We start from the raw sequence: 20,541 nt of genomic DNA on the forward strand, positions 1-20,541 counted from the left end.
CCGCAATGTCAGGAGCACTTTCACATATTCGCGTCCTCGACCTGTCACGGGTCCTCGCGGGTCCGTGGGCCAGCCAGACGCTGGCCGACCTCGGCGCCGAGGTCATCAAGATCGAGCGTCCGGACGTCGGCGACGACACGCGCGGCTGGGGCCCTCCCTACCTGAAGGACGAGGCCGGCAACGAGACCAGGGAAGCGGCGTACTTTCTCGCCGCCAACCGCGGCAAGAAGTCCGTCACCATCAACCTGTCGAAGCCCGCGGGGCAAGCGCTGATCCGCCGGCTCGCGGCAGAGAGCGACGTCTTCATCGAGAACTACAAGGTCGGCGACATGGCGCGCTACGGCCTGTCGTACGACGACCTGAAGAAGATCAACCCGCGGCTGGTCTACTGCTCGATCACCGGCTTCGGCCAGACCGGCCCCCTGTCGCATCTTGCCGGTTACGACTTCATCATCCAGGGCATGGGCGGCCTGATGAGCATCACCGGCGAGCGCGACGACCTGCCCGGCGGCGGCCCGCAGAAGCTCGGCGTCGCCTTTGCCGACCTGATGACCGGCGTGTATTCGACCGTCGCGATCCTCGCGGCACTCGCACACCGCGACAAATCCGGCGAGGGTCAGTACATCGACATGGCGCTGCTCGACGTGCAGGTCGCGACGATGGCCAACATGAACATGAACTATCTCGTGTCGGGCAAGATCCCGAAACGCCAGGGCAACGCCCACGCCAACATCGTGCCCTACCAGGTGTTCAAGTCGCGGGACGGCCACCTCGTGCTCGCGGTCGGCAACGATGGACAGTTCATCAAATTCTGCGAAATCGCTGGCTGCCCGGAATTCGCCAAGGACGAACGCTTCGCAACGAACGCCGGACGCGTGCGCAACCGCGAGACGCTCGTGCCGATGCTGCAGGAAGTCCTGCAGACGCGCACGACCGACGAATGGATCGCGCCGCTGGAATCCGCCGGCGTGCCCTGCGGACCGATCAACAACATCGCCCAGGCGTTCGAGAACCCGCAGGTCAAGCACCGGCAGATGAAGGTCGATCTGCCGCATCCCCTGTCGGGCACCGTGCCGTCGGTCGCCAACCCGATCCGCTTCTCCGCGACGCCGATCAGCTACCGCAGCGCGCCGCCGCTGCTCGGCCAGCACACGCACGACGTGCTCACGACGCTCGCCGGCCTGTCCGAGGCTGCGATCGAGGATCTGAAGGCGAATGCCGTGATCTGAGACAATGCCCGCCGCGCGCCACGAGCGGCGGCGGGCGTTCGGTTTGCCGGATAGCCGAACGGACGGCCGCAAAGGCGCGTCCCGCAACGAGACGTCGTCAGGACCCCCGAATTGATTTCCCCCGTGGTACACAAGCTGTGGCTGCAGGTCTTCCTGCCATACGCCATCGGTTACTTCCTTTCCTATCTGCTGCGGACCGTCAACGCGGTCATGGCGCCCGAGCTGTCCCACGGCCTCGGCATCTCTGCAGCGGACCTCGGACTGCTGACGAGCGCTTACCTCGCCGCCTTCGCCGTGATGCAGCTGCCGCTGGGGATCTGTCTCGACCGTTTCGGCCCGCGGCGCGTGCAGGCTGCATTGCTGCTTATCGCCGCGCTCGGCTGTGCTGGCTTCGCACTGGGGCAGAACCTCACTCAGTTGTTCATTGCACGGGCCCTGATCGGCGCGGGCGTATCGGCGAGCCTGATGGCCGCCTACAAATCGTTCTCGCTGTGGTTCCCGCCGAGCCGGCAGGCATCGCTCAACGCCGCAATCATGGTCGCAGGCGGCCTCGGCGCGCTCACGTCCAGCAGTCCGTTCAGCCTCCTTCTGCCGATCGTCGGCTGGCGCTGGATCTTCGCCAGCCTCGCGCTCCTTGCGGTCGCCGTCGCGATCCTCATTCTGCGCTCGCCCGAAAAGCCGATCGCCAGTCATGCCCAGGGGATGCGCGAACAGCTCGCGGTACTCCGCGACATCATGGGCAGCCGCAACTTCTGGCGTTTCGCGCCGCTGATCGCGACGATGAACGGCGGCTTCACCGCCCTGCAAAGCCTGTGGGCCATACCGTGGCTCACCGAGGTCGTCGGCCTCGACCGCAACGGCGCCGCGTGGTATCTGCTGCTGCTCAACCTCGCGCTGATGGCGGGCTACGCGACCGTCGCGACCCAGCTGCATCGAGTGACGCGCCGTGGTTGGAGCCTCGGGCACATCATCGTCGGGGGCGGCGTGCTGCTGCAGCTCACCTCGCTCGCCGTGATCGTCGGCGCGCCCGGCGGCTCGACGCTGTGGGTGCTGCTCGGGCTCGTGTACGCGACGACGAACCTCACGTACGCGCACCACGCGAGCCGCTACCCGTCGGCCGTCTCAGGACGCGCGAACACCTGCCTCAATCTCGCGATGTTCGCGGGCAGCTTCGCCTTCCAGTGGGGCTTCGGCCTCGTCGCCGATATTACCGAAGCACAGGGACGCACGCACGCGGAAGGTCTGACACTCGCGTGGGGACTGCTCCTCACGCTGCAGGTCGCAGCACTGCTCTGGTTCGTCGCCAGCCGCGAACCCAAGGGCGCGACCGGGACCGGAACGACGTCCGAGGTACGCGTAAAGTAATACCTGAACATCGGCATCCATCGATTTCCGTCGTCCAGAAAGCAAAAACCCGCACCAGTAATGGTGCGGGTTTTTTGGAATGCTGACTGAAGCTTACGGTTTAGGCATTACACCGTAACCTGATCGGCAACTTCCGAGAACTCCTTGATCTGGTCGAAGTTCATGTAGCGGTACACTTCAGCAGCCTTGGCGTTGACCGCCTTGACCTGCTCCATATACTCGGCGACCGTCGGAATCTTGCCCATCAGCGCGCAGACCGAAGCCAGTTCGGCCGAACCGAGGAAGACCTGAGTGTCGATGCCGAGGCGGTTCGGGAAGTTGCGCGTCGAGGTCGACATCGCCGTGCTGCCCTTGCGGATCTGCGCCTGGTTACCCATGCACAGCGAGCAACCCGGCATTTCCATGCGAGCGCCGGACTTGCCGAGGATCGCGTAGTAGCCTTCCTCGTTGAGGATCATGGCGTCCATCTTGGTCGGCGGGGCCACCCACAGGCGGGTCGGGATGTCCGACTTGCCTTCCAGGACCTTGCCCGCAGCACGGAAGTGGCCGATGTTGGTCATGCACGAGCCGATAAACACTTCGTCGATCTTGGTGCCGGAAACTTCGGACAGCAGCTTCACGTCGTCGGGGTCGTTCGGGCAGGCGACGATCGGCTCCTTGACGTCGGCCAGATCGATCTCGATCACGGCGGCGTACTGGGCATCCTTGTCGGCCTGGAGCAGTTCGGGCTTGGCGATCCACGCTTCCATGGCCTTGATGCGGCGGCCGAGCGTACGCGCGTCGGAGTAGCCGTTGGCGATCATCCACTTCATCAGCGTGATGTTCGAGCGCATGTACTCGATGATCGGTGCCTTGTCGAGCTGGACGGCGCAGGCGGCGGCGGAACGCTCGGCGGCAGCGTCGGAGAGCTCGAACGCCTGCTCGACCTTCAGATCGGGCAGGCCTTCGATTTCGAGGATGCGACCGGAGAAGATGTTCTTCTTGCCCTGCTTGGCAACGGTCAGCAGACCCTGCTTGATGGCGTAGTAGGGAATCGCATTGACCAGATCACGCAGCGTGACGCCGTCCTGCAGCTTGCCCTTGAAGCGTACCAGCACGGATTCCGGCATATCCAGCGGCATGACGCCGGTGGCGGCGGCAAAGGCCACCAGACCGGAACCGGCCGGGAAGGAGATGCCGATCGGGAAGCGGGTGTGCGAGTCGCCGCCGGTACCGACGGTATCGGGCAGCAGCAGGCGGTTGAGCCAGGAGTGGATGACGCCGTCACCCGGACGCAGCGCAACGCCGCCACGGGTGCTGATGAAGGACGGCAGTTCGCGGTGCATCTTGACGTCGACCAGCTTCGGATAGGCGGCGGTGTGGCAGAAGGACTGCATCACCATGTCGGCGGAGAAGCCGAGGCAGGCCAGATCCTTCAGCTCGTCGCGGGTCATCGGGCCGGTGGTGTCCTGCGAGCCGACGGTGGTCATCTTCGGTTCGCAGTAGGTGCCCGGCAGGATGCCCTTGCCTTCCGGCAGGCCGCAGGCGCGACCGACCATCTTCTGCGCGAGTGAGTAGCCCTTGCCCGGGTCCTGCGGCTGCGCCGGCAGACGGAACAGCGTCGACACCGGCAGACCCAGCGCTTCGCGCGCCTTGGTCGTCAGGCCACGGCCGACGATCAGCGGGATGCGGCCACCGGCGCGTACTTCATCGAGGATGACCGGGGTCTTGAGCTGCGATTCGGCGATCACGGCACCGTTCTTCAGCGCGGTGACCTTGGCCGTGGCGGCGTCGATCTTCAGTTCGATCTCGTCGCCCATGTCCATCTGGCCGACGTCGAGTTCGATCGGCAGCGCGCCGGCGTCTTCCATCGTGTTGAAGAAGATCGGGGCGATCTTGGAGCCGATGCACACGCCGCCGAAGCGCTTGTTCGGGACGAAGGGGATGTCTTCGCCGGTGAACCACAGCACCGAGTTGGTCGCGGACTTGCGCGAGGAGCCCGTGCCGACCACGTCGCCGACGTAGGCGATCAGGTTGCCCTTCTTGGCCAAGCCTTCGAGCTGCTTGACGGGGCCGCGCGAGCCCGGCTCGTCGGCCTCGATGCCCGGACGCGGGTTCTTGAGCATGGCCAGCGCGTGCAGCGGGATGTCGGGACGCGACCAGGCGTCCGGAGCGGGCGACAGGTCGTCGGTGTTGGTTTCGCCGGTGACCTTGAAGACGGTCAACTTCTGCGAGGCGGGGACTTCCGGACGCGAGGTGAACCACTCGGCGTTCGCCCAGCTCTGCATGACGGCCTTGGCGTTGGCATTGCCGGCCTTCGCGAGCTCGGCGACGTCGTGGAAATAATCGAAGACCAGCAGGGTCTTCTTCAGGCCTTCGGCGGCCACGGTGCCGACTTCAGCATCGGCCAGCACGTCGATCAGCGGCTTGACGTTGTAGCCGCCCAGCATCGTGCCCAGCAGCTCGGTCGCCTTGGCGCGCGACACCAGCGCACAGCTTTCTTCGCCCTTGGCCAGCTTGGCCAGGAAGGCGGCCTTGACCTTGGCAGCGTCGTCCACGCCGGCGGGAACGCGATAGGTCAGCAGCTCGACGAGGAAGGCTTCCTCGCCCTTCGGCGGGTTCTTCAGCAGGGCAACCAGATCCTCTGTCTGCTGCTTGGAGAGCGGCAGCGGCGGGATGCCGAGGGCGGCACGCTCGGCGACGTGGGCACGGTAGGCTTCAAGCACGGCGGATTCCTTCCTTATTCGTGACGTTGGCTGGGCGTCGGGGCAGCGGACCCGGGCGACGCTGCGAGATTATATGTCTTTTATAAGACTTGAGGTGCAATGCAACAACGATGGCTCGTCAGCGCGCGAATTCTACTCCTACCCAAGGACTTGCGTACGCTCACCGGCGGCCCCATGGCGACCGCATTCGCCCCGTCCGTCGTCTGAACCGGGCCAGGCGGCGCGGGGAACGCATCGAAGGCGTGCCGTTCCAACAGAAATCGGATAACGAATTCCCGGATCGCCGCCGGGCACCTCGCTCACGAAACGCAAGGAAGGAGATCGACCATGCCCCAACCCGCTTTCGACACCCTCAGGACCTTCTCCACTGCCTCAGGGGCTCGCGGCCTCTTCCATTCACTGCCGGCGCTCGAAGCCTCGGGGGCCGGCAAGGTGTCGCGCCTGCCGGTGTCGCTGCGCATCGTGCTGGAAGCCGTGCTGCGCCACTGCGACGGACGCAAGGTCACCGCGGAGCACGTGCGGCAGCTCGCGAACTGGGGCGCGAACGCGGAGCGCACGGACGAGATTCCCTTCGTCGTCGCGCGCGTGGTCCTGCAGGACTTCACCGGCGTGCCGCTGCTGTGCGACCTCGCGGCGATGCGCAACGTGGCGGCCGAGACGGGGCGGGATCCCCAGCTGATCGAGCCGCTGGTGCCGGTGGACCTCGTCGTCGACCACTCGGTGCAGGTCGACCACTACGGCACGCCGCAGGCGCTGCGCCAGAACATGGAGCTGGAGTTCAGGCGCAACCGCGAGCGCTACCAGTTCATGAAATGGGGCATGCAGGCCTTCGACACCTTCAAGGTGGTGCCGCCGGGCATCGGCATCGTGCATCAGGTGAACCTGGAATACCTGTTCCGCGGCGTGCGCGGGCATGACACCGTCGACGGGCGGCTGTATTACCCGGACACGCTGGTCGGCACCGATTCGCACACGACGATGATCAACGGCGTCGGTGTCGTCGGCTGGGGCGTCGGCGGCATCGAGGCGGAAGCCGGAATGCTCGGCCAGCCGGTGTATTTCCTGACGCCGGACGTCGTCGGCGTGGAGCTGACGGGACAGCTGCGGGAAGGGGTGACTGCGACCGACCTGGTGCTCACCGTAACGGAAATGCTGCGCAGGCAGAAGGTCGTCGGCAAGTTCGTCGAGTTCTTCGGCGACGGCACCGCGAGCCTGTCCGTCACCGATCGAGCGACGATCGCCAACATGGCGCCCGAGTATGGCGCGACGATGGGCTTCTTCCCGGTCGATGAGAAGACCGTCGCCTACATGCGCGGCACCGGTCGCACCGAGGGGGAATGCGAGCTGTTCGAAGCCTATTTCCGCGCGCAGGGCCTCTTCGGCATCCCGCGCGCGGGCGACATCGACTATTCGACGACGCTGCGCCTCGATCTCGCGGCGATCGTTCCGTCGCTGGCAGGGCCTAAGCGCCCGCAGGACCGCATCGCGCTGAAGGACATGGAGGACGTATTCGACCGCCTGTTCTCGCTGCCCGCGAGCGACAACGGCTTCGGCCAGCCGGAAGCCGCGCTCGGCACGCGCTTTCCGACCGCGCTGCCCGGCGTGACGCTGGGCAACGGCGACGTGCTGATCGCGGCGATCACCTCCTGCACCAACACCAGCAACCCGGCGGTGCTGATCGCCGCGGGCCTGCTGGCGAAGAAGGCCGTCGAGAAAGGACTCTCCGTGCAGCCGCACGTCAAGACCTCCCTCGCCCCGGGCTCGCGCGTGGTGACCGATTACCTCGGCCGCGCCGGGCTGCTCGAACCCCTCGCACAACTGGGCTTCGCGCTCGCCGGTTACGGGTGCACGACCTGCATCGGCAATGCGGGCGACCTGGCGCCCGAACTCAACGACGCGATCGCCGAACACAACGTCATCGCGGCCGCCGTGCTGTCGGGCAACCGCAACTTCGAGGCGCGCATCCATCCCAACCTGCGCGCCAACTTCCTCGCCTCGCCGCCGCTGGTGGTGGCATTCGCGATCGCCGGGCGCGTCAATGTCGATCTCACCGAGAACCCGCTCGGCACCGGGCGCGACGGCCGACCGGTCTATCTGCGCGACATCTGGCCGAGTTCCGAGGAGATCGCCGCAGTGCTGCCGCTCGCGATGAACCCGGCGACCTTCACGCGGCTGTATGCCGACTTCACCAAGGACCACGACCTGTGGAACGAGATCCCGGCGACCACCGGACAGGTGTATGAATGGCCGGAATCGACCTACATCGCCCGACCGCCGTTCTTCGACGGTTTCTCCGCGCAACCGGGGGCAGTCGGCGACATCGTCGGCGCGCGCATGCTCTTGCTGCTGGGCGACTCGGTGACGACCGACCACATCTCGCCCGCCGGTTCCTTCAAGGACAGCACGCCTGCCGGCCAGTGGCTGCTGGCGCGCGGCGTCGCGAAGCAGGACTTCAACTCCTACGGTTCGCGGCGCGGACACCACGACGTGATGGTGCGCGGCACCTTCGCCAACGTGCGCATCAAGAACATGATGCTGCCGCCGCGCGACGACGGCTCGCGCGTCGAGGGCGGCTACACGCTGCTCGACGGCCGGCAGGCCACGGTATTCGAGGCCGCGACCGGCCACATGGCTCGGGGCGTCCCGACCGTCGTGTTCGCCGGCGAGGAGTACGGCACCGGCTCGAGCCGCGACTGGGCCGCCAAGGGCACGCAGCTGCTCGGTGTGAAGGCGGTGATCGCGCGCAGCTTCGAGCGCATCCACCGCTCCAATCTCGTCGGCATGGGGATCATGCCATTGCAATTCAAGGGCGAGGATTCGTGGGAGAATCTGGGCCTGAAGGGCGACGAGACCTTCGACATCCGGGGTATCGATGCGACGCTGCAGCCGCGCCAGGACCTGATATTGACGATTCGCCACAGCGACGGAAGCACGCGGGACGTAGCAGTGACGTGCCGCATCGACACGCCGATCGAAGTCGATTACTACCGCCACGGCGGCATCCTGCCCTACGTGCTGCGGGAGATTCTCGGTCGCCCGGACTGACTCCGGATATTTTTGCCATGCTCGCCATCCCCTGCCCCTGCCAATCCGGAAAAACTTTCACCGAGTGCTGCGCGCCAGTGATCGCCGGCGAAGTCCCGGCCGAGTCGGCCGAGGCGCTGATGCGCAGCCGCTACACCGCGTTCACGCAGTCCAACGAGGCTTACCTGCTCGAGAGCTGGCACCAATCGACGCGCCCCACGACGCTGGACCTCGCCGGCGGGGAGCCGGCACCGAAGTGGATCGGCCTGCAGGTGCGGCAGCATCTGCAGACCGGGGAGAACACCGCCATCGTCGAGTTCGTCGCCCGCTACCGCGTGGGCGGGCGAGCCCATCGCCTGCACGAAACCAGCCGCTTCGTGCGCGAGGAGCACCGCTGGTATTACGTAGACGGCGAAATCCATGAATAAAACCACACCCGCCGAGAATCGCCGCCGCCTATAATCGGTCCGCAATATGACCTTCACGTGAGCGGGCGCCCATCCGGGGTGCTTCCGCCGCCTTGTCGCGAGACCGGCATGAACCTCGAAAAAGTCATCTTCGGCTTCTTCATCGTCCTCGCGGCGACCCTCAACTTCGGCTTCTTCGTCGGCGACCTCGACGATCCCGTGCATCACGAGATCAACGAGCTGTTCGTCGCGATCGTCGTGAACCTGATCGCGACCATCCTCAAGCTCGGCGACCGCACGCAGATCGGCGCCATCCACCTCGCGACCAGCCTGGTCGCGGACCTGCAGCTGATCGCCGCGGCGATGGTGTGGGGCTATGCCGAACACATCGCAGGCACGGGTATGACGCCGGTGATGGTCGCGCGCGTCGTCTCCCTGGCGGGCGGAGCCCTGTTCGCCAACGTCGTGTCGGTGATCATCCTGATCGCCGAGACGATCATGCAGCGCCGTTAGCCGGGTCTGCCGCGATGATGCCGCTGCTGCGCCATCAGAGCGTCTTCTTCCTGATCATGCGGCGCCTGCGCGCGCCGCTCATCCTGCTGATCGTCATCATCGCGATCTCGGTGTTCGGCCTCACGCTGGCGCCCGGAGTTGATGCGGACGGCAAACCCGCGAACATCAGCTTCTTCCACGCGCTGTACTTCATCAGCTACACCGCGACGACGATCGGCTTCGGCGAGATCCCCTACGCCTTCTCCGACCAGCAGCGCCTGTGGGTTCTTATCTGCATCTACATGTCGGTCGTGGGCTGGGCCTACACGGTAGGCACCGTGTTCGCGCTGCTCGCCGACCGCAACCTGCAGCAGGCGATCCGCACGCAGAGCTTTATGCGCGCAGTGCGCAACCTGCGCGAGCCCTTCTACCTCGTGTGCGGATTCGGCGAGACCGGTCGGCTGATCTGCGACGCGCTAGACCGCCTCGGATTCCGCGCAGTAGTCATCGAACTGGACGACACCAAGGTCGGCGAGATCGAACTGCACGGCTACCGTGCCGACATCCCTGCCCTGTGCGCCGACGCGCACAACCCGGAAAACCTCACGTTCGCAGGCCTCACCCACCGCAGCTGCATCGGCGTGATCGCGCTGACCAACGACGATAGCGCCAACTTGGCGATCGCGATCGCCGCGCGCCTGCTCGCCCCCAAGATCCCCGCACTGTGCCGCGCCGAATCCGCCGAAACGGCCGCCAACATGGCCTCCTTCGGCACACGCCACATCATCAACCCGTTCGAGAAATTCTCCGAATACCTTGCGCTCGCGCTGCACGCACCGGCCGCGTGGCACCTGCTGACCTGGCTCACGGGCGTGCCCGGCACGACGATGGAGCGCCAGCGCGATCCCCCGCACGGCGAATGGATCCTGTGCGGACATGGCCGCTTCGGGCGCATGCTCGCGCACGTTCTGGAGCGGGAAGGCGTCCCGCTCACGATCATCGACCGCAATGCGGCCCCGCCGGCGCCGTCGGTGCGCTGGGTGCAGGGCGAAGGGACCGGCGCCCCCGCGCTCGAAGCGGCCGGCGTGCGCCGCGCGGCGGGCATCGTCGCCGCGACTGCCAACGACGTGGACAACCTGTCGACGGTGGTTACGGCGCGCGAACTCAATCCGGCGCTGTTCGTGATCCTGCGCCAGAACCACTTCGCGAACAATTCACTGTTCGAGGCCTTCGACTACGACGTCAACGTGGTCCCCAGCCGCATCATCGCCCACGAATGCCTAGCGATCCTCACAACGCCGCTGCTGGTCCCCTTCCTCGAGGACATGAAGCGGCACGACGAGGAATGGTGCGGCCGGCTGCTCAAGCGCCTGACGGGAAAATTCGGCTGGGATATCCCGGCCGTATGGAGCGAGCGCATCAACCTCAGCCGGGCCCCGGCGCTGTACCGCAAGCTGATGAAGGGCGCGACGGTCGAACTGCAGTCGCTGCTGAAATCCCCGTCAAACCGCGACGACGCCCTCGCATGCGAAATCCTCCTGCTGCGGCGCGACGACGACGACCACCTGCTGATCCCCGAGGGCGACACCGAACTGCGGCCAGGCGACGAGCTGCTGCTGGTGGGCACGGCGGAAGCGCAGAGGGAGTTCGGCCTGCTGATCTCGAACGAACATGCGCTCGTCTATGTCCTCACGGGCACGGACCTTCCCGGCGGCTGGATTTGGGAGCGCCTGTCGCGCAACCGGGCCGCGCAAAGCGAGACCACATAGCGCCGCCAGGCCGAGCCGCCAAAGCCGGAATCACTCGGAAGCGACCAGCACCACCGTTTCGCCGCCAAGGCACACGGTCGCGCCCGGCCTCAATTTCGCGCGCTTGCGCGACTCCACCTTGCCATCGACGGTGACCCGCCCCGCCTCGACGGCCGCGTGGGCCTCGCCGCCGGTGCCGGTCAACCCGGTCGCCTTCAGCAGTTGATCGAGCTGGATGTATTCGCCGCGCACGGCAAACGAAACTGTCATGCATTTCTCCCGCGCAGCCGATACGCTGCGCAATTCAAATTGATCGACCGGAAGCCGTCAGCCTACACTGCCGGCTAACCGTTTGCCGTCCTATTGCCGCCACGACCATGTCCGACAACCTGCTGCAGCGGATCGACCGCACCCTAAGTCGCGCAGCCGACTCCGGCGCGCTCCTGCCCATCCGCACCGAACGGACCCCGATCCAGGACAATGGCATCGGCTTCACGGTGCGCTGGGTGTCCACGCTCGCGCACAAGGACGCCGCGCGCGTCGAGGCCGCGGTGAAACGCGACCCGGACTTCAATCCCTTTCTCCCACCCGACCCGGAACTGACCGTCGGCCCACTCGGCGAACAGCACCTGGGCGTACTGAACAAATTTCCCGTCATCGCGCGCCACCTGCTGATCGTCACGCGCGCGTTCGAGGCACAGACGGCGCCATTGACGCGGACCGACTTCATCGCGCTAGCCACCGTGATGGCGTCGCTCGGCGGGCTCGGCTTCTACAACGGTGGCAGCGAAGCGGGTGCCAGCCAGCGCCACAAGCACCTGCAATGGATTCCCGACGCCGAGGAAACGGCACGCCTGGGCCTGTTCACCGATCAGCTGCCCGCCGACCTGCCCCCCTTCGCCCACGCCACGCACGAGGCGCTCCCCTGGCGCCACACTTTCGTGCGCCTGCCGCGCTGCGCCGACGCCGTGTCGCTTGGCGAAGCCATGCACCATGCATTCCGGAACGGCTGCGAAACGCTCGGTATCGACCCCGCGGCAGAACCGATGCCGCCCTACAATTTCCTTGTGTCGCGCGACTGGATGACCGTGATCCCGCGCATCCGCGAGCGTCACGAGAACATCTCGGTCAATGCGCTGGGCTTTGCCGGCTCGCTGTTCGTGCGGCGCCCGGAGGAAATCGAGACCGTGCGGGCGATCGGCCCGCTCAGGCTGCTCGCGGCCGTCGCGCGTCCGCGCTGATCACCCGGACTGCTCCGCCGCCGCAAGCGGCCGCAAGGCCGGCAGCCCGATCTGCGCGCGCAGCTCGTTGCATTTCCGATTCGGCGAGCCGTCCGCCTCATGCGACGGAAACTCGCGGCACGGCGTCGGACGCCGCTCGTAGATCGTGCACGACACCTGCTCGCCGGGCTGCCCCGCGAGCGCCACACAGCGGCGCGGCTCCTCGTTCGTCCCGTTCATGCAGCGCAGATGCAGGTTGAGCTTTTCCGTCAACTCGGCGGGCACGAACCCGCCGGGTGCGTCGTCCGCCTCGCCCCAGTAGAACGACACACGGAATTTGACGCAGCACATGCCGCAATCGAGGCAAGGGTTGCCATCACTCATGACCTCGCCTCAGAGCGGCTGCAATCCGTGGCGCCGACGCGCGCGGTCGCAGGCATCCTCGCCGATGCCGAGCGCCGCGTAGGGCGCGAAGTCGCGACAGGGTGACGGCCGCCCGACATAGATCGTGCAGCCGACCCGGCTGCCGACCTCGCCCGCGAGCGCGACGCAGCGCGGCGGCGCCTCGTCGGTGCCGCGCATGCGCACGAGCTCGCCGGTCACTGGAACGGTCATCGCGTCGGGTACGCCCCCCGAGGTCGCGCTGGCCAGCTCGGAACGATGGAAATCGACGCGAAACGCGGCGCAACAGGCACCGCAGCGGGTGCAGTGATCGTCGCTCACGCCGCGCCCCGCATCCGTGCGCAACGCCTCACTCGACTGCGCCGCAGCACTTCTTGTACTTCTTGCCGCTGCCGCAGGGACAGGGGTCGTTGCGGCCGACCGCAGCCGGCGTGTGCATGGCGGGTTGATCCACGGTCAGCAGCGCCGGCGCTGCCATTCCGAGCGCACGCCATTGCCCGAGTACCGTCTCGATGCAGTTCACCGCCTGCTCGAGCCACTCCAGCCGGGTGTCCTCGTCCGCCAGTTCGGCGTCGTCCGCGGCCCAGGGCGCCATCAGCTCATCGAGCGCATTGCGCACAGTCTCCGCGGCATCCGCGGGCAGCCCGGCGTCCCAGTCCTCGGGCCACAGCTCGAGGCCCTGCGCGAAGCCCTCGACCCATTCCTCGCCGATCGCGACCGTGTCGCCCTCGCTCGCCGCGTAGCAGAACGGCTCCCATCCTTCCGGCTCGCCCAGGGTGGTCGCGAGCTCGTTGTAATAGCGCCGCACCAGCCGGATCGCACGCTGCATCTGGCTGCCCGAACCGAAGGAGATCTCGTCCCCGTGCGCCGACCACACCGGCGGCAGCCACTCATCGGGGGCGATCGGCACGGGCGAAGCGAGGACGGCGGCGAGGTACCCGTCGAGCATCTCGAGGTCCATGCAGTCCTCGGGCACGACGTCCGAGGTCAGCAGCTCCTCGAGCGCCTCGAATTCCTCGTCGTCGAGCAGGTTGGGGTTGTCGCTATCGTCATTTGCAGCGGTGTCGTTCGTCATCATTTATCTCCGGAATGCCTTTCAGCGTGCGCCATCCTCTTGCCGCGCGCAAGCCTGCGCATCGAGATCGCAAACCAGGCGGAATAGCGTCTGGCCGGAATCGCGGTACTTGCGCTCGAACGGCGTCAGGGGCGCGGGCGCCTCGAAGGTTTCCCAGGCGACTTCGCGGCCGGTCGCCAGCGCTAGCGCACACGCGAATTCCTCGATGTACACGCGCCAGTTCGTGCGGCATTCGAGCACGCCACCCAGTCGCGGAATGAAAGGAAACACGGGATGAGCGTGCCAGCGGCGCGCAAGGTGACCGATCTTGGGCCACGGGTTCGGATAGAGGATGTAGTGACGGGCGAGCCGCAGGCCCGCATCGCTCATCAGGCGCCAGTAATCGACGAGATCCGCCCGCACGAAGACCATGTTCTTCGGCAGCAGCGCGTCGGGATAGGGCTTGCGGCGGTTGAGGCGATCCGCGGACTGATCGACGCCGATCACCCAGTGATCGGGAAAGGCGCGCGCGAGCTGGATCGTGCTGTGGCCGACCCCGCAGCCGGCATCGAGGATCAGCGGCGCGTTGCGATCCCAGCCGGCGAGGCTGGCCTCGAACGCGGCATGGTTGTAATCCAGGCAGGGCTTGCGGAAGGGCTCGGCGAGATGGCGCTGCACGCGCCGCACCAGCTGCTCATGCACGCCCGACTGGGCGCTCTCGGGGATGCGCGAATTTGCGTAACTCATCGAATTCGTCCGGTTCAGGCCGCCAGCGGCAGCGCTGCGGCGGCAATGCCGTGGCGCACGAGGGCGGCGTCGATCTCGGGGGGCCGGCGCGCCGCACGGACCTCGCGGAACAGGCGCTCGGCCTGCGGATAATTGCGGCGCAGCAGATTCAGCCACTGCTTGAGGCGCCCCGGCGAATGCTGCGGCAGCAGCCTTTCCCGAACCCGGCGCCAAAAGAGTGCGAGCAGCGGCTGCAGTTCCGCCCACTCCGCGTCGCGGTCGACCGAGCAATCGCCTGCGCTGCCATGCGCACGCAAGCGGCGCGCGAGGAAGGGATCGGCGACCGCCCCGCGCCCCAGCATCACGTCGGCAACCCCGCTCTCGGCGCGGCAGCGCCGCCAGTCCACCTCGGACCATACTTCGCCGTTGGCGGTCACGGGAATGTCCACCGCCTCCGCGATGCGCGCAATCCACACCCAATGCGCGGGCGGACGGTAACCGTCGAGCTTGGTGCGCGCATGCACGACCAGGCCTTCCACGCCCCCAGCGGCGAGCGCCTGGGCACATTCGACAGCCTTCGACGCATCGGTGACACCCAGACGCATTTTCGCGGTGAACGGCACCCCGACCGGCACGGCACCCCGCACGGCCGCGGCGATGCGATGGAGGAGCTCCGGCTCGTCGAGCAGTACGGCTCCGCCGCGATGGCGGTTCACCGTCGGCGCAGGGCAGCCGAAATTGAGGTCGATGCCAGGAGGGGCGAGCTCGGCGAGATGTGCCGCATTGTCGGCAAGGCAGGAGGGATCCGAACCCAGCAGCTGCACGCGTACCGGCACCGACGCCCGGGTCCGCCCGCCGGACTGCAGTTCGGGGCTGATGCGTCGGTAGACGCGATGCGGAAGGAGCGTACCGGACACGCGCGCGAATTCGCTCACGGCCCAGTCGTAGGGACAGGCGCGGGTGAGCACGTCGCGCAAATCGGCGTCGAGCAGACCTTCCATCGGCGCGAGCAGCAGACGCACACCAACTCCCTGAAAAAAGGGCGATATTGTAAGCCCATCCGCGATCCGGGCGAACATGGTGGTGACGCCTGCCCACCACCAGCACTAGCGGCATCCCCGCCCGGGCGCCCCCGCCTCACTTGCCTTGTCGCGGCCGATCAAGGATAATTCCCGGTTTCCACCCGTTATCAGGGCGGCCACATTCACCGCCCGCTTGTCCAAGGAATCGCCATGAAAGCGGATATCCACCCGAATTACAAAGCCGTCCAGGTCACCTGCTCCTGCGGCAATGCCTTCGAAACCCGTTCGACGCTGGGCAAGCCCGTGCTGCACGTCGAAGTGTGCTCTGCCTGCCACCCCTTCTACACCGGCAAGCAGAAGATCGTCGACACCGCCGGTCGCGTCGAGCGTTTCCGCCAGAAATACGGCAGCGTTCAGCGCCTTGGCTGAACCCCGGCTTCCGGTCACGGCAAAAAAGGCAGCTTCGGCTGCCTTTTTTGTTCCTCGAAACACGGCGCGGCTGCCCGCTCCGGCTAGAATTCCGCACCCGACGTTCGGACGCCTCCGCACAATGACGGATGGCGCAACATGACATGACTGGAGAATCCTTCCGGACCTCAACGATCCGGCGGCATCTGTACGGTGCGACCGGCCTTGCGCTGCTCATCGCCCTGTACCTGCTCACCGGACTGACCGGCCACGACCCTTGGCGCGGCGACGACGCGCGCCATTTTGGCCCGATCCTGGAAATGCTGCAGGGGAACCACCTGCTGTTCCCTGCGATCGCCGGTCAGCCCGAAACGGATTTTCCGCCGCTCTACTACTGGACCGGCGCGGCGTTCGCGCGCCTGCTCGCCCCGCTCCTGCCCCTGCACGACGGGGCCCGGCTCGCGACGACGCTGTTCACGGCCCTGGCGATCTTCTGGATCGCGCGCGCGGCGACCCGTCTCTACGGCCGCGAGACACGCACCCCCGCGGCCCTGCTGACCCTCGGCACGCTGGGCCTGGTGCTGCACGCGCATGAAACGCAGCCGATGATCGCGCTGATGGCGATGCAGGCGCTCGCGCTGGCGGGCCTCTCGCACATACCGACGCGCCCGGTGCTCGGCGGCGTCCAGGCCGGTCTGGGTGCCGCCCTCGCCTTCCTCGCGGGCGGCCTGCCGGGCATCCTGCTCACGCTGCCGCTCTTCCTCGTCGTCATCGCCTGCAGCCCCGAATGCCGCAACCCGCGCGCCAGCAGCGGGCTGATCATCGGCCTGAGCCTCGCGATCGGCGCGTCCGCACTGTGGCCGCTGGTGCTGCATTACCAGTCCCCCGACCTGCTCGCGCAGTGGTGGCGCACCGAGTGGCGCAACCTATGGGCAGAAGCGATGAGCGGCAACGAGCTCACGCGTCTCGTCGAACTCCTCGGCTGGTTCGCCTGGCCGCTGTGGCCCATCACGCTGTGGTCGCTGTGGCGCACGCGCCGCCATCTGTTGCGCGTGTCCTCGCTGCTGCCGATCGCCGCTCTCGTGCTCGCCCTGACCTGGATCATCCTGAACGGCAGCCTCAGTCCGGCGTCGATGCTGCCGCTCGTGCCGCCGCTCGCGCTGCTCGCGGCGTCCGGCGTGCCGACCCTGCGCCGCGGCGCGGCGAACGCGTTCGACTGGTTCGGCATCATGACCTTCGGCGTCTTCGCACTGCTCGTGTGGATCGCATGGAGCGCGCAGGTCTTCCTGTGGCCGCCCGGGCTCGCGCGTCACCTCGTACGTGTCGCACCCGATTTCGCCGTGCGTGCGCCCGAGATATCGGCGATCACCGGCATCGTCATCATCTCGGCGTGGGTGCTGCTGGTGTGGCGGCTGCCGCGCTCGCCGAACCGCGCGCCGACCAACTGGGCGCTTGGGATGACGATGCTGTGGTGCCTCGCGATCGCGCTGCTCAAGCCCTGGTTCGACCATGACCGCAGCTACCGTCCGGCCGCCACGTCGCTGAAAATCGCGCTGGCTGGCGAGCGCGAGGACTGCGTCGCGATGATGGGCCTGTCGGCCAGCCAGCGCGCGTCCTTCCATTACTTCGCCGGCGTCCGGCCCGAGCGGGTGATCAACAACGGGACGCCGTGCGGCTTCCTGCTGGTTTTCGACGATCGCGGCAACACCCAGAAACCTGAACAGGAATGGCAGCAGATCTGGGAATTCCGCCGCGGCGGGGGACGACAGCGGGAAATTTTCCGCCTGTACCGGCGCGACTGAGCCGGGCCGCACCCGGCGATACCGCGCGCCGGCAAGGGGCGCGCGGATGCTGCAAGCCGCTCAGCCTTCGAGGCGCAGGAAGTTGTCGCGATAGTGGCGCAATTCGCCGATCGATTCGTAGATATCCGACAGCGCCTCGTGCTTGCCCTTCTTGACGACGCCCTTGTAGACCTCCGGACGCCACCGGCGCGCGAGTTCCTTCAGCGTCGACACGTCCAGGTTGCGGTAGTGGAACCAGGCCTCGAGCTGCGGCATGTAGCGGGCAAGGAAGCGGCGATCCTGGCACACCGAGTTGCCGCACATCGGCGAGGTACGCGCCGGCACGTACTGCTGCAGGAAGGCGAGCATCTGCGCTTCGGCATCCGCCTCGCCGATCGTCGACGCCTTCACGCGGTCGGTCAGGCCGGATTTGCCGTGCGTGTCGCGATTCCACTGATCCATCCCGTCGAGCACGCTGTCGGGCTGATGCACCGCGATCACGGGCGCTTCGGCAACGGTGTTGAGCTGCGAATCGGTGATCACGATCGCGATCTCGATGATGCGATCGGTATCGGGCTCCAGGCCGGTCATTTCCATGTCCAGCCAGATGAGGTGATTCTGATCCTGTGCCATAATCGTCCGCCCCCCTTGAGCAAAGGCGCGATTGTGGCATAGATGCCTCGCCGCCCGCCCACTCCACTCGCCGAATGTCCCCGGAAGCCTTCTCGTCTCTGTTCCTCGCCGCCGCCGCACTGACCCTGTTCGCCAGGCTCGTGCTCATGATGCGCCAGATCCGGCACGTGCACGCGCACCGGGAAGCCGTGCCGCCTCCGTTCGCGGAGTCGATAACGCTCGAATCACATCGCAAGGCGGCGGACTACACCGCCGCGCGGATGAAACTCGGCACCGTTGATGCCGCTATCGGCACGGCCTACGTGCTCGCCCTCACGCTCGGCGGCGGCCTGCAGGCCATCCAGGACCTGCTCGCCGGAATTTTCGCAGCCGGAACGCTTGCGCACGGCGTCGCCCTGCTCGCGGCGCTCGGCATCGCAGGCTGGGCCATCGAACTTCCATTCTCGCTCTATCGCACCTTCGGCATCGAGAAGCGCTTCGGCTTCAACCGCATGACGCCCGGCCTGTATCTGGCGGACCTCGCCCGCGAGGCGATGCTCGCCGTGCTCATCGGACTGCCCGTCCTCGCCGCCGTGCTGTGGCTGATGGGCGCCATGGGCGAGCGCTGGTGGCTGTGGGTGTGGCTCTTCTGGCTCGCGTTCAACCTGCTTGCGCTCTTCATCTGGCCGACCTTCATCGCGCCGCTGTTCAACAAGTTCATGCCGCTCGCGGACGAGGCCCTGAAGGCACGCGTCGAGGCCCTGCTGGCGCGCTGCGGCTTCCGCTCCCGCGGGCTGTTCGTGATGGACGGCTCCCGCCGCTCGGCGCACGGCAATGCCTACTTCACCGGCTTCGGCGCGGCCAAGCGCATCGTCTTCTTCGATACCCTGCTGGAAAAACTCCGCCCCGAGGAAGTCGAGGCCGTGCTGGCGCACGAACTCGGCCATTTCCACCACCGCCACATCTGGAAGCGCCTCGCGGTCATCTCGGCGACGAGCCTCGGCCTGCTGTGGCTGCTCGGCTGGCTGATGGGACAGGCGTGGTTCTTCGCCGGGCTGGGCGTCGCCCCCGCATCGGCCGGCACCGCCGTCGCGCTAGCCCTGTTCGCGCTGGCCCTGCCCTGTTTCACATTCCCGGCCGCCCCACTGATGAGCTACTGGTCACGGGTGCATGAATTCGAAGCCGACGCGTACGCGGCACGGCAGACACGCGCCGCCGATCTTGCGCAGGCACTCGTCAAGCTCTACCGGGACAACGCCTCGACGCTCACCCCCGATCCGCTGTACTCGAGCTTCTTCGACTCCCACCCGCCGGCCGCGCTGCGTGTAGCGCGACTGCGCTCCTCCAGCTGAGACCCGGCATTTCGTGAGCAAACCCCGACAGAACCGCGGCACGACAATCGAAGGCGTGATCGTCGCCGCCTTTGGCCGCCACTACGAGATCGTCGTCGCGGGACAGGCCGGGCAGGCAGAAACCCGCCTGAAGTGCTACCCGCGCGGCAAGAAAAGCACCTTCGCGTGCGGCGACGAAGTCGAGATCGAAGCCACGGGCAGCGACCAGGGCGTCATCACGGCGCTCAAGCCGCGGCGGAACCTGCTGTGGCGCTCGGACGCATTCCGCGAAAAGCTCATCGCCGCGAACCTCAGCCAAGTCGTGCTGGTGACGGCGACCGAGCCCGGATTCTCGGACCTGCTGATCTCGCGCTGCATAGCGGCTGCCGAAAGCCAGCACCTCAGGACCCTGATCGTCCTCAACAAGGCCGACCTCGCCGAATCCCTGCCCGCCGCCCGCCGCATGCTCGCCCCCTTTGAAAAGCTCGGCTACGAGGTGGTCGAACTGAGCGCCCGCGCCGGCGCCGACAGCCTGCGCCCGTATCTCGCCGGGCAGCGCAGCATCTTCGTCGGCCAGTCGGGCATGGGAAAATCGACGCTCACCAACGCCCTGATCCCGGAAGCCCGCGCAGCGACGCGCGAGATCTCGGAAGCGCTCAACAGCGGCAAACACACGACCACCTTCGCCCGCCTGTATCCGCTCGACGGCGGCTGGCTGATCGACAGCCCGGGGCTGCAGGCCTTCGGCCTCGCCCACCTTACGCCCGACGAACTCGCCGCGAGTTTCATCGAATTCCAGGACCACCTCGGCAAATGCCGCTTCCGCGACTGCCAGCACGAGTCCGAACCGGGCTGCGCCCTGCAGGGCGCGCTCGCGGCGGGCACGATCAATGCACGCCGGTTCGAGCATTACCGCCAGATCCGCGACGAGATCCGCCTGGCAAAACGGCAGTCGCAGGGCTGGTAGGCACCACCGGCGCTTCGCCGACGCGAAAAAAAACCCGCCGAGGCGGGT

19 protein-coding genes are annotated in these 20,541 nt (G+C 66.9%); 11 read left to right on the forward strand and 8 right to left on the reverse strand.

Going from position 1 to position 20,541, the window contains the following annotated elements:
- The first annotated feature begins 5 nt into the window (after positions 1–5).
- Positions 6–1,229, forward strand: a complete 1,224-nt coding sequence (locus AzCIB_RS14470) for a CaiB/BaiF CoA transferase family protein (RefSeq protein ID WP_050416543.1) — start codon at positions 6–8, stop codon at positions 1,227–1,229.
- Between the two features lie 111 nt (positions 1,230–1,340).
- Complete coding sequence (locus AzCIB_RS14475) at positions 1,341–2,594, forward strand: MFS transporter (protein WP_083447029.1); 1,254 nt, start codon at positions 1,341–1,343, stop codon at positions 2,592–2,594.
- 107 nt (positions 2,595–2,701) lie between these two features.
- Here AzCIB_RS14475 and AzCIB_RS14480 read toward each other — a convergent pair whose 3' ends face one another.
- On the reverse strand, positions 2,702–5,299 hold the full coding sequence (locus AzCIB_RS14480) for a bifunctional aconitate hydratase 2/2-methylisocitrate dehydratase (protein ID WP_050416545.1): 2,598 nt from the start codon (positions 5,297–5,299) through the stop codon (positions 2,702–2,704).
- Positions 5,300–5,626: 327 nt separating this feature from the next.
- Here AzCIB_RS14480 and acnA point away from each other — a divergent pair, with 327 nt between their 5' ends.
- The 4 genes from acnA (at position 5,627) to AzCIB_RS14500 (ending at position 10,991) form a co-directional block, all read left to right on the forward strand.
- Positions 5,627–8,344, forward strand: coding sequence for an aconitate hydratase AcnA (gene acnA / locus AzCIB_RS14485; RefSeq protein WP_050416546.1), 2,718 nt, complete (start codon positions 5,627–5,629; stop codon positions 8,342–8,344).
- 17 nt (positions 8,345–8,361) lie between these two features.
- Entirely contained in the window at positions 8,362–8,751 is a 390-nt protein-coding gene (locus AzCIB_RS14490) for a YchJ family protein (RefSeq protein ID WP_050416547.1), read from the forward strand.
- 108 nt (positions 8,752–8,859) lie between these two features.
- On the forward strand, positions 8,860–9,243 hold the full coding sequence (locus AzCIB_RS14495) for a DUF6394 family protein (RefSeq protein ID WP_050416548.1): 384 nt from the start codon (positions 8,860–8,862) through the stop codon (positions 9,241–9,243).
- A gap of 14 nt (positions 9,244–9,257) precedes the next feature.
- A complete protein-coding gene (locus AzCIB_RS14500) occupies positions 9,258–10,991 on the forward strand; it encodes an NAD-binding protein (protein ID WP_050416549.1) in 1,734 nt (577 codons plus the stop codon).
- Between the two features lie 30 nt (positions 10,992–11,021).
- Here the strand turns inward: AzCIB_RS14500 and AzCIB_RS14505 are convergent, their stop codons facing one another.
- A complete protein-coding gene (locus AzCIB_RS14505; RefSeq protein ID WP_050416550.1) occupies positions 11,022–11,240 on the reverse strand; it encodes an RNA-binding S4 domain-containing protein in 219 nt (72 codons plus the stop codon).
- A gap of 107 nt (positions 11,241–11,347) precedes the next feature.
- Here AzCIB_RS14505 and AzCIB_RS14510 point away from each other — a divergent pair, with 107 nt between their 5' ends.
- The gene (locus tag AzCIB_RS14510) at positions 11,348–12,211 is read left to right on the forward strand and encodes an ATP adenylyltransferase family protein (RefSeq protein ID WP_050416551.1); all 864 of its coding nucleotides are present in this window, start codon (positions 11,348–11,350) and stop codon (positions 12,209–12,211) included.
- On the opposite strand, the gene AzCIB_RS14515 is transcribed toward AzCIB_RS14510, so the two are convergent.
- Genes AzCIB_RS14515 through AzCIB_RS14535 form a run of 5 tightly spaced genes read right to left on the reverse strand, consistent with a single transcriptional unit; the run spans position 12,212 to position 15,394 of the window.
- On the reverse strand, positions 12,212–12,574 hold the full coding sequence (locus AzCIB_RS14515) for a YkgJ family cysteine cluster protein (RefSeq protein ID WP_050416552.1): 363 nt from the start codon (positions 12,572–12,574) through the stop codon (positions 12,212–12,214).
- A gap of 9 nt (positions 12,575–12,583) precedes the next feature.
- Positions 12,584–12,913 carry a YkgJ family cysteine cluster protein gene (locus AzCIB_RS14520; RefSeq protein ID WP_050418381.1) on the reverse strand — a complete coding sequence of 110 codons (330 nt, stop codon included), beginning with the start codon at positions 12,911–12,913 and terminating at the stop codon, positions 12,584–12,586.
- A gap of 28 nt (positions 12,914–12,941) precedes the next feature.
- Positions 12,942–13,667 (reverse strand): UPF0149 family protein, encoded by a 726-nt coding sequence (locus tag AzCIB_RS14525; protein WP_050416553.1) that lies wholly within the window; start codon positions 13,665–13,667, stop codon positions 12,942–12,944.
- Positions 13,668–13,688: 21 nt separating this feature from the next.
- The gene (gene trmB, locus AzCIB_RS14530) at positions 13,689–14,393 is read right to left on the reverse strand and encodes a tRNA (guanine(46)-N(7))-methyltransferase TrmB (RefSeq protein ID WP_050416554.1); all 705 of its coding nucleotides are present in this window, start codon (positions 14,391–14,393) and stop codon (positions 13,689–13,691) included.
- A gap of 14 nt (positions 14,394–14,407) precedes the next feature.
- Positions 14,408–15,394: a tRNA dihydrouridine synthase gene (locus AzCIB_RS14535; RefSeq protein WP_050416555.1), complete on the reverse strand. Its 987-nt coding sequence runs from the start codon at positions 15,392–15,394 to the stop codon at positions 14,408–14,410.
- A 210-nt stretch (positions 15,395–15,604) separates the two neighbouring features.
- Here AzCIB_RS14535 and rpmE point away from each other — a divergent pair, with 210 nt between their 5' ends.
- Together rpmE and AzCIB_RS14545 are read left to right on the forward strand one after the other, a co-directional pair.
- A complete protein-coding gene (gene rpmE / locus AzCIB_RS14540) occupies positions 15,605–15,823 on the forward strand; it encodes a 50S ribosomal protein L31 (protein ID WP_050416556.1) in 219 nt (72 codons plus the stop codon).
- Positions 15,824–15,966: 143 nt separating this feature from the next.
- Positions 15,967–17,604, forward strand: coding sequence for an ArnT family glycosyltransferase (locus AzCIB_RS14545; RefSeq protein WP_050416557.1), 1,638 nt, complete (start codon positions 15,967–15,969; stop codon positions 17,602–17,604).
- A gap of 60 nt (positions 17,605–17,664) precedes the next feature.
- On the opposite strand, the gene orn is transcribed toward AzCIB_RS14545, so the two are convergent.
- Positions 17,665–18,216: an oligoribonuclease gene (orn, locus tag AzCIB_RS14550; RefSeq protein ID WP_050416558.1), complete on the reverse strand. Its 552-nt coding sequence runs from the start codon at positions 18,214–18,216 to the stop codon at positions 17,665–17,667.
- Between the two features lie 74 nt (positions 18,217–18,290).
- On the opposite strand from orn, the gene AzCIB_RS14555 reads away from it, so the two are divergent.
- Positions 18,291–19,547, forward strand: coding sequence for a M48 family metallopeptidase (locus tag AzCIB_RS14555; RefSeq protein WP_050416559.1), 1,257 nt, complete (start codon positions 18,291–18,293; stop codon positions 19,545–19,547).
- 13 nt (positions 19,548–19,560) lie between these two features.
- The gene (gene rsgA, locus AzCIB_RS14560; RefSeq protein WP_232299230.1) at positions 19,561–20,493 is read left to right on the forward strand and encodes a ribosome small subunit-dependent GTPase A; all 933 of its coding nucleotides are present in this window, start codon (positions 19,561–19,563) and stop codon (positions 20,491–20,493) included.
- Positions 20,494–20,541: the final 48 nt, after the last annotated feature.

The sequence above is a fragment of the Azoarcus sp. CIB genome, from assembly GCF_001190925.1.
Taxonomy (GTDB): domain Bacteria; phylum Pseudomonadota; class Gammaproteobacteria; order Burkholderiales; family Rhodocyclaceae; genus Aromatoleum.

Coding starts and splice junctions, on each gene's coding strand:
- AzCIB_RS14470 (WP_050416543.1), top strand. CDS start 6: ATGTCAGGAGCACTTTCACATATTCGCGTCCTCGACCTGTCACGGGTC.
- acnA (WP_050416546.1), top strand. CDS start 5,627: ATGCCCCAACCCGCTTTCGACACCCTCAGGACCTTCTCCACTGCCTCA.
- AzCIB_RS14490 (WP_050416547.1), top strand. CDS start 8,362: ATGCTCGCCATCCCCTGCCCCTGCCAATCCGGAAAAACTTTCACCGAG.
- AzCIB_RS14495 (WP_050416548.1), top strand. CDS start 8,860: ATGAACCTCGAAAAAGTCATCTTCGGCTTCTTCATCGTCCTCGCGGCG.
- AzCIB_RS14500 (WP_050416549.1), top strand. CDS start 9,258: ATGATGCCGCTGCTGCGCCATCAGAGCGTCTTCTTCCTGATCATGCGG.
- AzCIB_RS14505 (WP_050416550.1), bottom strand. CDS start 11,240: ATGACAGTTTCGTTTGCCGTGCGCGGCGAATACATCCAGCTCGATCAA.
- AzCIB_RS14510 (WP_050416551.1), top strand. CDS start 11,348: ATGTCCGACAACCTGCTGCAGCGGATCGACCGCACCCTAAGTCGCGCA.
- AzCIB_RS14515 (WP_050416552.1), bottom strand. CDS start 12,574: ATGAGTGATGGCAACCCTTGCCTCGATTGCGGCATGTGCTGCGTCAAA.
- AzCIB_RS14525 (WP_050416553.1), bottom strand. CDS start 13,667: ATGACGAACGACACCGCTGCAAATGACGATAGCGACAACCCCAACCTG.
- trmB (WP_050416554.1), bottom strand. CDS start 14,393: ATGAGTTACGCAAATTCGCGCATCCCCGAGAGCGCCCAGTCGGGCGTG.
- rpmE (WP_050416556.1), top strand. CDS start 15,605: ATGAAAGCGGATATCCACCCGAATTACAAAGCCGTCCAGGTCACCTGC.
- AzCIB_RS14545 (WP_050416557.1), top strand. CDS start 15,967: ATGACTGGAGAATCCTTCCGGACCTCAACGATCCGGCGGCATCTGTAC.
- orn (WP_050416558.1), bottom strand. CDS start 18,216: ATGGCACAGGATCAGAATCACCTCATCTGGCTGGACATGGAAATGACC.
- AzCIB_RS14555 (WP_050416559.1), top strand. CDS start 18,291: ATGTCCCCGGAAGCCTTCTCGTCTCTGTTCCTCGCCGCCGCCGCACTG.